This window comes from Microcoleus sp. PH2017_05_CCC_O_A (assembly GCF_020738785.1).
Lineage (GTDB): Bacteria > Cyanobacteriota > Cyanobacteriia > Cyanobacteriales > Microcoleaceae > Microcoleus.
On the sequence record NZ_JAEQCB010000126.1, the window covers coordinates 1 to 14,714 of the forward strand.

At 46.8% G+C, this 14,714-nt stretch carries 16 protein-coding genes; 11 read left to right on the forward strand and 5 right to left on the reverse strand.

The features are described from left to right. Positions 1-194 (reverse strand): DUF433 domain-containing protein (locus tag JGK20_RS24915; RefSeq protein ID WP_293182130.1); only part of this gene is annotated, 194 nt, incomplete at its 3' end. Between the two features lie 349 nt (positions 195-543). On the opposite strand from JGK20_RS24915, the gene JGK20_RS24920 reads away from it, so the two are divergent. Next, positions 544-1,572 (forward strand): hypothetical protein, encoded by a 1,029-nt coding sequence (locus JGK20_RS24920; RefSeq protein WP_293142578.1) that lies wholly within the window; start codon positions 544-546, stop codon positions 1,570-1,572. Positions 1,573-1,666: 94 nt separating this feature from the next. Here JGK20_RS24920 and JGK20_RS24925 read toward each other — a convergent pair whose 3' ends face one another. Beyond that, complete coding sequence (locus tag JGK20_RS24925; protein ID WP_293182132.1) at positions 1,667-1,924, reverse strand: transporter suffix domain-containing protein; 258 nt, start codon at positions 1,922-1,924, stop codon at positions 1,667-1,669. A gap of 183 nt (positions 1,925-2,107) precedes the next feature. Continuing rightward, positions 2,108-2,926: a carbohydrate ABC transporter permease gene (locus JGK20_RS24930; RefSeq protein WP_293198454.1), complete on the reverse strand. Its 819-nt coding sequence runs from the start codon at positions 2,924-2,926 to the stop codon at positions 2,108-2,110. Between the two features lie 179 nt (positions 2,927-3,105). On the opposite strand from JGK20_RS24930, the gene JGK20_RS24935 reads away from it, so the two are divergent. Then, positions 3,106-3,798 carry an aldehyde oxygenase (deformylating) gene (locus JGK20_RS24935; RefSeq protein ID WP_293182134.1) on the forward strand — a complete coding sequence of 231 codons (693 nt, stop codon included), beginning with the start codon at positions 3,106-3,108 and terminating at the stop codon, positions 3,796-3,798. A gap of 244 nt (positions 3,799-4,042) precedes the next feature. Beyond that, entirely contained in the window at positions 4,043-5,065 is a 1,023-nt protein-coding gene (locus JGK20_RS24940) for a long-chain acyl-[acyl-carrier-protein] reductase (RefSeq protein ID WP_293132515.1), read from the forward strand. 211 nt (positions 5,066-5,276) lie between these two features. Here the strand turns inward: JGK20_RS24940 and JGK20_RS24945 are convergent, their stop codons facing one another. Further along, entirely contained in the window at positions 5,277-5,774 is a 498-nt protein-coding gene (locus tag JGK20_RS24945) for a tellurite resistance TerB family protein (RefSeq protein ID WP_293182135.1), read from the reverse strand. Between the two features lie 339 nt (positions 5,775-6,113). Here JGK20_RS24945 and accA point away from each other — a divergent pair, with 339 nt between their 5' ends. From accA to rdgB, 6 genes are all read left to right on the forward strand, one after another. Then, a complete protein-coding gene (gene accA / locus JGK20_RS24950) occupies positions 6,114-7,094 on the forward strand; it encodes an acetyl-CoA carboxylase carboxyl transferase subunit alpha (protein WP_293182137.1) in 981 nt (326 codons plus the stop codon). Between the two features lie 243 nt (positions 7,095-7,337). Next, positions 7,338-8,063 carry an SDR family oxidoreductase gene (locus tag JGK20_RS24955; RefSeq protein WP_293182139.1) on the forward strand — a complete coding sequence of 242 codons (726 nt, stop codon included), beginning with the start codon at positions 7,338-7,340 and terminating at the stop codon, positions 8,061-8,063. Between the two features lie 150 nt (positions 8,064-8,213). Beyond that, positions 8,214-8,948, forward strand: a complete 735-nt coding sequence (folE, locus tag JGK20_RS24960; RefSeq protein ID WP_293182141.1) for a GTP cyclohydrolase I FolE — start codon at positions 8,214-8,216, stop codon at positions 8,946-8,948. 388 nt (positions 8,949-9,336) lie between these two features. Continuing rightward, positions 9,337-10,761 carry a phosphoglucomutase/phosphomannomutase family protein gene (locus tag JGK20_RS24965; RefSeq protein WP_293182143.1) on the forward strand — a complete coding sequence of 475 codons (1,425 nt, stop codon included), beginning with the start codon at positions 9,337-9,339 and terminating at the stop codon, positions 10,759-10,761. A 349-nt stretch (positions 10,762-11,110) separates the two neighbouring features. Beyond that, the gene (locus tag JGK20_RS24970; RefSeq protein WP_293182144.1) at positions 11,111-11,731 is read left to right on the forward strand and encodes a hypothetical protein; all 621 of its coding nucleotides are present in this window, start codon (positions 11,111-11,113) and stop codon (positions 11,729-11,731) included. 15 nt (positions 11,732-11,746) lie between these two features. Then, positions 11,747-12,331, forward strand: coding sequence for an RdgB/HAM1 family non-canonical purine NTP pyrophosphatase (gene rdgB / locus JGK20_RS24975; RefSeq protein WP_293193156.1), 585 nt, complete (start codon positions 11,747-11,749; stop codon positions 12,329-12,331). 154 nt (positions 12,332-12,485) lie between these two features. Here rdgB and JGK20_RS24980 read toward each other — a convergent pair whose 3' ends face one another. After that, complete coding sequence (locus JGK20_RS24980) at positions 12,486-12,824, reverse strand: P-II family nitrogen regulator (RefSeq protein WP_293182221.1); 339 nt, start codon at positions 12,822-12,824, stop codon at positions 12,486-12,488. A gap of 197 nt (positions 12,825-13,021) precedes the next feature. On the opposite strand from JGK20_RS24980, the gene JGK20_RS24985 reads away from it, so the two are divergent. Further along, positions 13,022-13,189: a hypothetical protein gene (locus tag JGK20_RS24985; protein ID WP_293219663.1), complete on the forward strand. Its 168-nt coding sequence runs from the start codon at positions 13,022-13,024 to the stop codon at positions 13,187-13,189. Beyond that, positions 13,176-14,468, forward strand: a complete 1,293-nt coding sequence (locus tag JGK20_RS24990; protein WP_293182150.1) for an MFS transporter — start codon at positions 13,176-13,178, stop codon at positions 14,466-14,468. The genes JGK20_RS24985 and JGK20_RS24990 overlap by 14 nt, the downstream gene beginning before the upstream one ends. Positions 14,469-14,714 lie beyond the last annotated feature (246 nt).

Here is a 14,714-nt window from a genome sequence, read left to right on the forward strand (position 1 = left end):
GCAAAACTCAAACAAGCCAAAATATCCTGTTGCGTGAGATAGGGAAAATCATCTAGGATTTCTTCATAACTCATCCCAGATGCAAGATATTCCAACACGTCATAAACCGTAATTCTCATGCCCCGAATACAGGGCTTACCACCACGCTTTCCCGGTTCGATCGTAATTATCTTAGCGATGTCTTGTTCTGACATGGCACTTTTCCTTTACCTTATTTTCTCAATTCTAGCTTAACAAAGGGATAAAGCGCTCCTAACGTTTGGTAGTTTCCAGCATTTTATTAGTTCCTTTAGTTTCCTAATTCACTTTAACTCAATCCCCCCACAGCCAGCACTCGCATCAAGTCCCATCAGGGCCGTACCCGGAGTCTTTTTGAGTATCTTTTCGCCGATCGCCCCCCGCCATGCAATAATGAGATAACTTGCACAAAAACTCTATCAGTAGTGTCAGCCTTGCCGCCTTACTACTACAGATAGCGTCTTCAATCTCAATTCGTGCAAATTCCCAATTAAACCGGCTGTCGCTCTACACAAATTTCTCCTAATGGCTGAAGTCCCCCAATCTCCCACAGAACTCGCCGAAGCCCTCAGAGGCTTGACAGATATCAATTTCCAATTACCAGATCCCGAAGACGAACAAATACCAGACTTCGATTTTGACAATCAGGTTGACAATGCCTGGAAAGTGTGCGATCGTTTCGACTTACAAACCGACATCTGGCGCGGACAAATTCTCCGCACAGTCAGAGATAGAGAAAAAAAAGGCGGCGACGGACGCGGTACCGGCTTCTTGAATTGGCTAAAAGAAAGAGAAATCAGCAAAAGTCAAGCCTATTCTTTAATCGAATTAGCTAAAAGTGCCGATACTCTCATCGAACAAGGAGATTTAGACCCAGAATCCATTAGAAACTTCAGCAAAAGAGCCTTTGTCGAAACTGCCAAAGCATCTCCAGAAGTACAGCAAATGGTAACAGATGCTGCCGGAAAGGGCGATCGTATTACCCGCCGCGAAGTCAAACAACTATCCGACGAATGGATGGCAATGAACTCCGATTTATTGCCAGAAGAAGTCAAAGAAAAAGCATCTAGCGGTTCTCTTCCTTCCCGCTATCTGGCTCCTTTAGTCAAGGAAATGGAGAAACTCTCCCCATCTCACCAAAGCGAAATTCAAAAAGAAGTAGCAGAAAATCCAGATGTAGATACAGTCAAACAGCTAACTTCTGACGCCAAGAATTTATCGAAATATCTCGATGCGGCCGCCCAAGTCCAAGCTCTGAACCAGTCTCACCTAGACATGGAAATGGCTTTGGAAGAATCTTTGCGAGTCGGCTGTTTGGGAACTACCGCCGATGTTGTCAAACAAGCCGCCTTGCTAGAACAAACTGTAGTCAAACTCTACACTGTTTGGAAGCGTTTAGGAAGTTTGGCAGATAGATTGTACGTGGATACAGGAGCAAGCACACCAAATTTGCGCTTACTTTTGGGATGCTTGGACAGTCTTTCCGGAGAAAAGATTGAAGTGGATTTTGGAGACGGAGAGCGCTCTATTCGCTTGCAAATTATCAGCGAATAGCTCAACCTTGACCTGGGTTCGTAGTGAGGACTTTAGTCCTCTCCAAATGCGGACTAAAGTCCTCACTACGAACCAAGTCTGCGTCAATCCCTGTTTATCTGCGGTGAAAATTTCTGATTTTGTTCCAAAGATAGCGGGGATTCAAATAACGCCGATATTTCGTAACTACTTCTTTTCCCAAAATTACCACGCTCAGCCAAAAACACACTTCGGCTAGCACAGCTAAAACAACATCTATTTGCGTTTTTTCGGCGATGCTCAGTGGTAGGAATGGTACAATAAACAAGATTGCCAGCCAGGGCAAAAAAGATGCAATAAATAAAAACCAACCCAGCTTTTGCAAATTCTGCATAGATTTCATTTATTGGATAATTATAGATCGGGCCGCGGTTAAAACCGCGCATACACAAAGGAAGTCCGAGCGAGGGTGTAAAGAAAATAACGTAATTTTAATTGCTCACTCTTCAACCCACGGAGGTGGGTTTTGTTTGTATAGACGCGGTTTCAACCGCCCGGTCTTCTTCGGCCCACCAACTCAATTCTTAATTCCCGTTGCCGCAATCCCGCGAATAAACTGCCGCTGGCCCGCCAAAAACAGCAACACCACCGGCACAGTCCCAATTACCACCGCCGCCATCAACAACTGCCAACTGCTAGTAAACTGTTCCTGAAACTGGGTTAAAACCAACTGCACAGTCCGCAACTCTGGTCGCGTTGTAAACACCAGCGGCTTAAACAAATCGTTCCACTCGCCGATAAAGGTAAACAAAAACAGTGTCACCAAAGCAGGGCGCGCCAAAGGCAGCATCACCTGCCACAACACCTGCCAGCGGTTAGCCCCATCCAGCATTGCCGCCTCCTCCAACTCCACCGGAATTGTCAGAAAATACTGGCGCAGCAGAAAAATTCCGAAACCGTTAACCGCCGTCGGCAAAATCAGCGCCCCGTAAGTATTCAGCAAATGGCCCCACTTCAAAACCATGAATATTGGAATCACCAAAAGCTGAAACGGAATCACTAGCGTCGCCAAAACCACCAAAACTAGGGCCTGTCGCCCGCGAAACTTCAGCCTGGCCAAAGCATAACCCGCTAAAGCAGAAGTCACTACCTGAAAAGCAGTAACTGCGATCGCCACTAGAGTAGAATTAAGAAATGCCAACAAAAAATTACCCCGGCGCCAAGCCTCCTGATAGTTCCCAAAAGTCAGACCTGTGGCCTTGACACCGACACCAGATGGTGATAAAGAAACCCAAAAAACAGCAGCCAGCGGCAGCAGCACCAGCGCCGCCCCCACCAGCAACAAAATAAAACTCAGCAGTTCCAGTGATTGAGACCTGTCCCACGATTTACCCATAAACTTGTGAATTAACCTAAAATAATAAGCTTGTGAGGCTCTCAAACCCGATCGCCTTCCAGATTCCCACACAACCGTAAATTTTTAGTCAAAAATAGGTAAAGTGTAGTGCACGTGACCCCAAAATTCAAAGGGGTTTCCAAACATCCTACAAGGTTATATAAGGAGACGACATATCTATGCCCCAGCTTGAGGCCAGCCCAACAATTGACTTTCAAACCGAAACTTACAAAGATGCTTACAGCCGCATCAACGCCATTGTGATTGAAGGCGAACAAGAAGCTCATGACAATTACCTGCAACTGGCAGAAATGTTGGCTGACAAAAAAAGTGAGTTAATTGGCTTGTCCAAGATGGAGAACCGCCACATGAAAGGCTTCCAAGCTTGTGGCAAGAATCTCAAAGTCACGCCTGACATGGTATTTGCCAAGGAGTTCTTTTCGGATTTGCACAGCAACTTCCAAACGGCATCCGCCGAAGGTAAGGTTGTAACTTGCTTGCTGATTCAATCACTCATTATCGAGTGTTTTGCGATCGCAGCCTACAACATCTACATTCCCGTCGCCGATGACTTTGCACGCAAAATCACCGAAGGCGTCGTCAAAGAAGAATACAGCCACCTCAACTTTGGGGAAGTCTGGCTGCAAGCTCACTTTGAAGAATCCAAAGCTGAACTCGAAGCCGCCAACCGCCAAAACCTGCCCATCATCTGGAGGCTGCTAAACGCTGTCGCAGACGATGCTAGCGTTTTGGGAATGGAAAAAGATGCTTTAATTGAAGACTTCATGATTGCCTACGGCGAAGCCCTGGGTAACATAGGGTTTAACAACCGCGACATCATGCGGATGTCAGCACAAGGCCTCGCAGCCTAATCAATTTGGAAATAAGGAATGGGATAAAAATTAAAAATTAAAACCTTTTAATTTTCCCTTCTTCCTTCTGCATTACAAGGTCTTGTACCCCAATCAAGTTGGAAATAAAGAACGGGAACTAAATTAAAAAAAATTAATTTTCCCTTCTGACTTCTGACAACTGATAACTGATAACTGACAACTAACAACTGTCAACTGTCAACTGTCAACTGACATCTTTCTTCTTCCTTCATTTGACAACTTAATGTTTGGTCTAATCGGTCACTTAACCAGCTTAGAACACGCCCAATCAGTAGCTAACGAGCTGGGCTATCCAGAATATGCCGATCAAGGGCTCGATTTTTGGTGCAGCGCACCGCCCCAGATAGTCGATCATATCACTGTCACTAGCATTACCGGGCAAAAAATAGAAGGCCGCTATGTGGAGTCGTGTTTTCTACCAGAAATGCTAGCCACTCGCCGGATCAAAGCAGCCACTCGCAAAATCATTAACGCGATGGCACACGCTCAAAAAAACGGGATTAATATCACTGCTTTAGGCGGCTTTTCTTCGATCATTTTTGAAACCTTCAACTTGCAGCAAATTAAGCAAATCCGCAATCTAAAGTTGGAGTTTGAACGCTTCACCACTGGTAACACCCACACGGCTTACATCCTCTGCCGCCAAGTAGAAGAAGCAGCCCCCAAATTGGGGATTGAACTTTCAAAAGCTACTGTGGCGGTTTGTGGTGCTACTGGAGATATTGGCAGTGCTGTCTGCCGCTGGCTGAATGTTAAAACTAATGTAGCAGAATTGTTGCTCATTGCCCGCGACAAAGAACGATTGCAAGATTTGCAATCGGAATTGGGACGAGGCAAAATCATGGATTTGGAAGAAGCTCTCCCCCAAGCGGATATTGTAGTCTGGGTAGCCAGTATGCCAAAGGGAGTAGAAATTGACCCCAAGACATTGAAGCAACCCTGTTTGTTGATTGACGGTGGTTATCCGAAAAATCTGGCAACTCAGGTTCAGCATCCCGAAATTTACGTACTCAATGGCGGGATTGTGGAGCATTCCCTCGATATTGAGTGGAAGATTATGAAGATTGTGAATATGGATGTGCCGGGCCGGCAGTTATTTGCCTGTTTTGCCGAATCCATGCTGCTGGAATTTGAAAAGTTGTACACCAATTTTTCTTGGGGACGGAATCAAATTACTGTAGAAAAGATGGAGCAAATCGGAGAAATTTCCGTCAAGCACGGTTTCCGACCTTTGATGTCATTTTGATGTGATTGATTAAGGGTTATTGGTTATTGAGGAAATTTTTTCTGATAATAACCAGTAACTTTTTTTTTGAGGGAGTTAAGAGTTGAGATTGTGTTCGATCGCACGACTCGAAGAAAAGTTTTTGGCAGTCAGGACAAAGAGTGCGGATCGGTCAAAAATATACAGCTAACGGTTATTTAACCAGACATGATATAGTGGTCTATCGCTCAACTTATTCAAGAGATTGAGCTGAGATCAAATTGTCCCCGCAGTTTTTGATGGTCATGACTTCGATGATTTTTTTGCCCATTGTCTCGGAGATGTCGAGAGCTTGGGAAAGTTCAACTAAGAAATCTTTTTCCTCGGTTGTGAAAACTCCATCTACCAAGACCAAATCTGTGGCAATTGCAAAAGCTGTTTCTCGAAGCTGAGCATTCAATGCGTTTTTAGCTGCGGCAAATACTTCGGCCGGAGTGTACAGACTGCTCAATTTCAGAACTTTCTTAAATAGTTCTTGGAAGTGTTCGCCAGAATAAGAGCCGAACAAGCGAATGTGATTGGCGGCAAGGGTTTGTCTTTCGGCTTCGGATATTTCACCGTCGGCGGCAACAGCTAAGACTGAAATAGCTGTCAAAGCTTCCGACGGACTGAGTTCGATCGCACTTGTATCGCTTTTTGCGCTTTGGAACAATTCAGCAGGGTTAGGTCTTTTGTGGCTGTGGGCAGGCATAGGGGGGGTGGTTCAGTTGACAGTTGACAGTTGACAGTTGACAGTTAACAGCTACCTGGAAGCAAGAGGATTGGATTAATGAATAGTCTGATTTTAATTTCTCCCTACAAGGGTTTCGGCTTTAAACCAATTCTTTCTGGTAAAACTCTGGGATTAAGCAAAAATAGTGTAACAAAAAACGAGGCTCAAGCCTCAGGTTTTCAACTCTGGCTACGAAGAAAAACATAATTCAAAATTCAAAACTTCCCAAGAACCCTCTTTTTCAGTGTCAACTGACAAGGTAGGATCGGGAAACAGTCGATCGACTTTCACCTTAAAAACCCTATAGAAATTATCAGCGTGGCAAACCCCGACCGCAAACCATTACTCCTAGATTTTGAAAAGCCTCTGGCCGAACTCGAAACCCGAATTCACCAGATTCGCGAACTCGCCGCAGAAAACAGCGTCGATGTCACCGACGAAATTCGCAAACTCGAAGCTCGTTCCGCCCAACTGCGACAAGAAATTTTCAGCAGCTTGTCCCCTATGCAGCGGCTGCAACTCGCCCGTCACCCGCGCCGCCCCAGCACCCTCGACTACATTCAGGCAATTAGCGACGAGTGGATCGAGCTCCACGGCGATCGGCGCGGGGGAGACGACCCCGCCCTCGTCGGCGGAATTGCCCGCATAGACGGGCGCCCTACAGTCATCATCGGCCATCAAAAAGGACGCGACACCAAAGACAATATCGCCCGCAACTTCGGGATGGCAGCTCCCGGCGGCTACCGCAAAGCCCTGCGGTTGATGGAACACGCCGATCGCTTCGGTATGCCAATTTTCACCTTTATCGATACTCCGGGGGCTTGGGCTGGCTTAGAAGCCGAACAGCTCGGACAGGGAGAGGCGATCGCCTGCAACCTCCGAGAAATGTTTCGCCTCGACGTTCCAATTATTTGCACTGTCATCGGCGAAGGCGGTTCCGGCGGCGCATTAGGTATCGGCGTCGGCGAGCGGCTGTTAATGTTAGAACATTCCGTGTATACCGTAGCCACCCCCGAAGCTTGTGCGGCCATCCTCTGGAAAGACTCCGGTAAAGCCAACTTAGCCGCCGAAGCCCTCAAAATTACTTCCTGGGATTTGAAAAACCTCGGCGTTCTCGATCAGATAGTACCCGAACCCGTTGGTGGCGCGCACTCCAATCCCCTGAAAGCTGCGGCTATGCTCAAAGGAGCTTTGTTGGAAAACTTAGCAGAACTGACACAGCTCACCGGCCAGCAGCGACGCGATCTCCGGTATCAAAAATTCCGCGACATCGGTGTGTTCACTGAAAAGGTTGCTTGAGCCGACGAATTCATAGTTATTAGTTATGAGTTAAAAATCTCTTAACTTCAAACTCATAACTCACAACTCACCATTCTGCGAATCTGTCAGCAGTGTTATAATTTTTCAGATGACATCGGCTTAACAGTTCTTAATGTTAATTTCATAATTAACTGTGTTCACCCGTGGCAAACAGCTTTCTAATTTGCCGAAGAAGGCTGTAACGCTTGAGAGAGTTGCCGAGCGAAAGTATCAGGAAATTTAATGAACGATCGAACAACAAAGCAGGCTCTGATTACCGGAGCCAGCAGCGGTATTGGCAAAGCAACTGCTCTAGGGTTCGCTGCCGTTGGCATAAATCTGGCCTTAGTTAGCCGAGAGTCAGAAAACCTAGAAGCCGTTGCCACAGCAGCCCGAGAATTCGGAGTGAAAGCAGAAGCTTATCCCTTAGACTTGGCAAAAATTGAGCAAGTGCAAAGCGGCATCAGCGAGATCGCAGCTCAATTCGGCCCCGTAGATATCCTGGTCAACAGCGCTGGCATGGGCTACACCGGCTCATTGACCGAAACGCCCCTAGCCGACTGGCAGAACGTTCTAGACCTGAATCTTACTAGCGTTTGGCAGTGTATTTTAGGAATTTTGCCGGGAATGCGCGATCGGCGATCGGGAATCATCATCAACGTTTCCTCGATCGCAGGCACCCAAACCTTCCCCAACTGGGGAGCCTACTGCGTCAGCAAATTCGGTCTCATGGCTTTATCCAAGACATTAGCCGCAGAAGAACGGGCTGGCGGAATTCGCGTCACAGCCATCTGTCCGGGTTCTGTCAACACTCCCATGTGGGACACAGAGAGCGTCCAAGCCGATTTCGATCGCAGCGCGATGTTAACTCCAGAAATCGTCGCCCAATCAATCCTGCACGCAGTTCAGTTACCGACAAGTGCAGTCATTGAAGAAATCACGCTCATGTCCAACGCCGGAGTTTTGTGAACTTGAGATTGTAGAAAGCTGGATTTTTATCGAATTCAACAATCTTTAAATCTCTCGTTCTATCCCTCAATCGAAAATCGAAAATCGATAGGTATATGCCGAATCGAAAATCGAAAATCGAAAATAGATTCATCCTCACACCAACTTTTTATGACAATTGCATCGAATAACGGTACGAACGGCTCAAACTCAATCTCAACTGACACCATGAAACAGCCCGCAACCGCCGATAACAACTTGCCCCGCATCGCCACTCGACCCGATCGCAATTCCTCCCACGGTCAAGAATCCAACGTTCCGGTAACCTCAGAAATAGGTCAGGAAGAAATGATGGAAGCCGTTCGGACGATGCTGCTGGGAATAGGAGAAGATCCCGAACGCGAAGGATTGCTCAAAACCCCGAAGCGGGTAGCAGAAGCAATGCGGTTTCTCACCAGCGGTTACAGTCAATCCCTCGAAGAACTCCTCAACGGCGCTATCTTTGACGAAGGTCACAACGAAATGGTACTGGTGCGAGATATCAGCGCCTTCAGTATGTGCGAACACCATATGCTGCCATTTATGGGTCGAGTTCACGTCGCTTACATTCCCAACCAAAAAGTAGTGGGACTGAGCAAACTAGCGAGAATTGTCGAAATGTACAGCCGACGATTGCAGGTACAAGAACGTTTGACGCGCCAAATTGCCGAAGCAGTTCAGACAATATTGGAACCACAGGGAGTGGCTGTAGTAATGGAAGCCAGCCATATGTGCATGACGATGCGGGGCGTGCAAAAACCCGGTGCTTGGACAGTGACGAGTGCGATGTTGGGCGTGTTTCAGGAGGAACAAAAAACTCGCGAAGAATTCCTGAATTTGATCCGCCACCAACCGGCATTCTTTTAGTCAGTTGACAGTTGACAGTTGACAGTTGACAGTTGACAGTTGACAGTTGACAGTTGTCGGTTGACAGTTGTCAGTTGTCGGTTGACAGTTGACAGTTGACAGTTGTCGGTTGACAGTTGTCAGTTGTCAACTGTCGGTTGTCGGTTGTCAGTTGTCGGTTGATGACTGCTTACTGCTGACTAATGATGACTTTTAAGCAGCCCCAAAACCGGTACCGTGCCAGGTACACTCGTTAAAAGGAGCTCCCCAAATTTTAGAGTCTTGTTCAAGCTGCCAGATTCAAGGCTGCAAGAAAATCTAAAATCTAAAATCTAAAATCTAAAATAGACTGACGATCGCCAAATAAGCTCATAAAATAGACGAGTGACTTATGGCTTGTGACTAAACGATGAATCCTATTAAATTCGGTACAGATGGCTGGCGCGGCATCATTGCTGACGATTTTACCTTCGATCGCGTAGCGTTGGTAGCTCCCCTAGCAGCACAAGTTCTCGCACAAACCGGCGGCAATAATGCCAGTAGCGGCACTGTAATTGTCGGTTACGATCGCCGATTTCTGGCTGAAGATTTTGCCCTCGCAGCAGCTAAGGCAGTCCAAAACGCCGGATTTGACGTGCTCCTCAGCGAATCCTACGCCCCAACTCCGGCTTTTAGTTTAGCTGCCAAACAATTAAATGCTTTAGGTGCGATCGTCCTGACAGCCAGCCACAATCCCGGTGCATATTTAGGATTAAAAGTCAAGGGCGGATTTGGCGGTTCAGTTTCGCCCGAAGTTACGCAACAGATAGAAGCAAAACTCGAAAATCCGGCGGCACTTTCAGCAACTCCCGGAAAATTGGAAAGTTTCAATCCTTGGCCGGCTTACTGCAAAACCTTGCGGGAAATGGTGGATATTGAAGCGATTAAGGGGGCGATCGCATCCGGGAAAATCACAGTATTTGTAGATGTAATGCACGGCGCAGCGGCGGGCGGATTAGCTCAAATATTAGAAGAAACAGTGCAGGAAGTCAACAGCGATCGCGATCCGCTGTTTGGTGGCGGTGCACCGGAACCTTTGCCGCGCTACCTGTCGCAGTTGTTCCGCGTCATGCGGACTCACCAGCGAAAAGCATCTGGTTTGTCGATCGGATTTGTATTTGACGGAGATAGCGATCGAATTGCTGCGGTTGACTCTAGCGGAAACTTCCTCAGTTCGCAAATCCTAGTTCCTATATTAATCGAACACTTAGCCAAACGGCGCGGCTTCACCGGAGAAGTCATCAAAACCGTCAGCGGTTCCGACATCATGCCCAAAATTGCCGAACTTTACGGCTTACCATTGTTTGAAACGCCGATCGGTTACAAGTATATTGCCGATCGAATGTTAACCACCCAAGTCCTAGTCGGCGGCGAAGAATCCGGCGGAATCGGCTACGGTACCCACATACCCGAAAGAGACGCGTTGCTATCGGCGCTGTACTTGCTAGAAGCCGTTGTCAAATCCGGGGAAGATTTGAGCGACATCTATCGCCGACTGCAAACAGAAACTAATTTTACTTCAGCTTACGATCGCATTGACTTGCATCTAGCAAGCATGGCAGAAAGAGCGCGTTTGCTGTCGCTGCTGCAAAATCAACCTCTCACAGAAATAGCGGGGAAAGCAGTTGTAGATTGCAACAAAGTTGACGGATATAAATTCCGTTTGGCTGACGGAAGTTGGCTGTTAATTCGGTTTAGCGGTACTGAACCAGTGTTGCGGTTGTATTCGGAAGCTGCGACCTTGAAAGAGGTGATGCAAAACTTGAATTGGGCGAAGAGTTGGGCACAGAATTGAGAAGAGTTTGCCACCGCAGATAAACGCAGATAAACGCGGATGAATTAATATGAAACCTCTCTTTCTCTGTGTTCTCTGCGGCCTCTGTGGTTCAAAAAAATCTTTCTTATTCATAAATCAAAAGTATTGCAGGATGTGCCGCCATTAAAAATCTCTAAATTAGACAAACAATCTTAAAGCAGCGCACCTGACAAAGCTTGATACACAATAATTGTTCGTGCTTGTTTATTCAACAATTGTGTAAGGTGCGTCGCCACTCGAACAGTTGATTTTTATGCAGAGATTTTTAAGAGATCCACACCCTACGGAAGAATGTTGTAAGAGTTTTTAATAATTGGTATAAAAGCAAATGGCATACAGCGATTTCAGCCTTGCGAGAGTCAAAAAAGATTTTGGATTAACTTTAGATGAAACGCGCAATTTATTTGCAGACACAGAACCTGTTACACCATCAGAAATATTAACAACAATTCTCATCGATTATGTGCCACTCGCAACTTTCATATCAACTCAAAAAGCTCGATCGGAATTTTTAATTGCTCCGATTTTGGCAGAAGTTAGGCGAATGTTAAACAAACGAGTTTCTCTTTTCTCAGGTAAAGATTTTATAGTCGATCCAGAAAGAGGTTTGCAAGGGTTTTGCGATTATATCATGAGCGGTTCTCCAGAACAATTATTCATCAGCGCTCCGGTTGTAACAATTTTTGAGGCAAAAAAAGAAGATATTATGGGCGGGTTGGGTCAATGTGTTGCAGCAATGGTGGCGGCTCAATCTTTTAATCAAAATCAAGACACTGAGATCGATCGCATTTACGGCGCGGTGACAACGGGTACTAACTGGAAATTCTTGATTTTGGAGGAAACTACTGTTTATATCGATCAGATCGAATATTATATTCAAGACGTTGATAAGATTTTGGGAATTTTGTTGCAGCCGTTTCACCAATCTTTTGTTAAGATAGATCCGTAATTTTTAACAGAAATAATGACAAATAATAAATTGCTAGTTGTCGCTACGGGCAATCCTGGCAAAGTTAAGGAAATGCAGGTTTATCTTCAGGATTTGGGATGGGAGTTGCAACTGAAGCCGGCAGAGTTGGAAATAGAAGAAACTGGCGAGACTTTTATCGCTAATGCTTGTTTGAAAGCTTCGGAAATTGCCAAAGCGATCGGTGAATGGTCGATCGCCGATGATTCTGGTTTAATGGTAGATGCACTCGACGGTCAACCTGGGATTTACTCGGCGCGCTACGGAAAAACCGATGCTGACAGGATATCTCGGCTTCTCAAAGAATTGGGAACCGAACAGAACCGGGGTGCACAATTTGTGTGTGCGATCGCGATCGCCCGTCCCGACGGTACAATTGCCCTGCAAGTAGAAGGAATTTGTCGCGGCGAAATCCTGCACTCTCCTCGCGGTACGGGAGGTTTCGGGTACGATCCGATTTTCTACGTACCCGCACAGCAACAGAGTTTTGCGGAAATGACACCGGAAATTAAGCGATCGCACTCCCATCGAGGCCAAGCATTCCAGGCTTTATTACCACAAATGAAGTCATTAGTCAAGTAATTTCGGAGGGAAAAAGGAAGAAGGAAGAAGTCAGTTGTTATGGGTTATTAGTTATTGGTTATTTGTGATTGATTACCAATGCCCAATGCCCAATGCCCAATGCCCAATGCCCAATGCCCCATTCCCAATTCCCCATTCCCAATTCCCCAGTATTCTAGATTGCCTCCAGGTTCTTTTCTCCCGTCCGAATGCGGATAATTTGTTCTACGGTGGAGATGAAAATCTTGCCGTCGCCAATCTCGCCCGTGCGGGAAGCAGCGATAATTTTATCAACCACCATGTCAACCTGATCGTTTTCGACAACAATCTCGACCTTGAGCTTTTGCAAGAACTCAACAGTGTACTCAGAACCGCGATAGCGTTCTGTCATGCCCTTCTGACGGCCAAAACCTCTAACTTCAGAAACAGTCATCCCCACAATCCCAGCATTGACGAGTGCGATTTTCACTTCGTCAAGTTTAAACGGGCGAATAATAGCTTCAACCTTTTTCAAGTTTCTCACTCCTAACATTACTGCTTTCGTTATATTACTTAATCGGCGTGACATCTTTTAAGATCACTGCCAACAGCAACTATTTTGTCAAATATATTACCTTATGTTGTACTCCCGATGAAATAATGCAGGTCAACATTTAACAACATTCCCTGATTTTCCGGCGGTGGTGGCCGTGTGGAGCCGATCGCGGTAAAGTGAAAAAGACCCAAGCCCAGAGTCGCCGATCTGCTAAAACAGAAAAAGAACACAGGAGACAGGATTTTTCGCCGGTTTCCGCTTTGCACAAGTCAGATTTGCACGTATTGCTGAAAACTATAATTGCCAGAAGCGGTCAGTTAAACTATTCCTATGCACCCAGCTAGCCCTCCCCCTGACCGCAGCGGGCTTGATGCCCTACTGAGAAATCGCCCCTTCCTCACCTTGTGGACTGGCCAGTTGTTGGCCCAAGTGGCGGATAAAATCTTTTACGTATTGCTGATTATTCTGCTGAAAACAGGCGACTACCGACCCTGGCCCGTTTCTTGGCAGCATTCGGAAAATTCGATGCTGTCAGCGGTGATGATCGCCTACACGCTGCCGGCGATCGTCTTTGGTTCGGCGGCCGGTATCGTGGTAGACCGCTTTTCCAAAAAGCAAATGCTGATCGGCTGCAACGCGATCCGAGCCGTGTTGATTGGATCTTTGCCGTTTTTGCCCAAAACTTTTGTGGTGTTGTTGGTACTCACGTTTTTAGTGTCTACCGTAACGCAATTTTTTGCTCCCGCAGAGGCGGCGGCAATCCCGCTGGCTGTGGGGCGAGAGGGACTGATGTCGGCAAATGCTCTGTTCGCCTCGTCCACAATGGGCGGGATAATTGTCGGAATGACGATCGGCGAACCGATATTTACTTGGCTCAAACACAGCTACGGGCCAGCTTCTCAAGAGTTTTTCCTGGGCGGGTTGTACCTGATTTCAGCAGGTTTGCTCTACTTGATGCACATTAAAGAAAATCGCGGCGGTAGCAGTGGCAAAAATGTTCATCCTTGGCAAGACTTTAAAGAAGGTTTGCGGTATTTGAAGCACAATCGCCTGATTAGCAACGCGATGGTGCAGTTGACGATTTTGTATTCGGTGTTTGCGGCGCTGCAAGTTCTGGCGATCGCACTTTCGGGCAAAATAGGTCTCAAAGAAACTCAATTTGGGTTTTTGCTGGCTGCTGCGGGCATCGGAATGGTCTTCGGCGCGGCGTTTTTGGGCCACTGGGGCGATCGAATGCACAACAAACCTTTGCCATTAATTGGTTTCGTAATGATGGGTTTTGTGTTGGGAATGTTTGCCTTTGTCAGACAGCTTTGGCTGGGATTCGGATTGAGTGCTCTGTTCGGTTTTGGCGCTTCCTTAATTAACGGCCCGATGCAAGCTTTGATTCAAGAAAAAACTCCCGAATCCATGCGGGGAAAAGTCTTTGGCTTGGAGAACAATGCGATTAATATTGCTCTCAGCTTGCCTTTAGCACTGACCGGCCCGCTGACGGATGCTGTCAGCAAAGCCGTGGGATCGGATGACCTCGGCTTGCGGATCGTGCTGCTGAGTTTGGGCTTTTTAGTTCCAGTGATGGGCATGGCAGCTTGGTACCATACCCGCAAAGCCTTAAAGGCGTGACATACCCGACACTCATTTTGTAAACAAATAGAGTGCGGGCTTCCTCTTTCAACGGGAGAGCCTCGACGCGAGCCATCTCTAAGCTGGTCTTATCCTCCCTCCGTAGGTTTCACTCACCCGAAGGTGGTCCTAACTAGCAAGATAATCACTTATCTTTTCCGGCAGACTCCCTGTGTCCCAAGGAGTAGAATTGTTGATTTTTTCACCCATCCATCAGCTCTTTTACGGCAAGAAAGGGATTTTGGG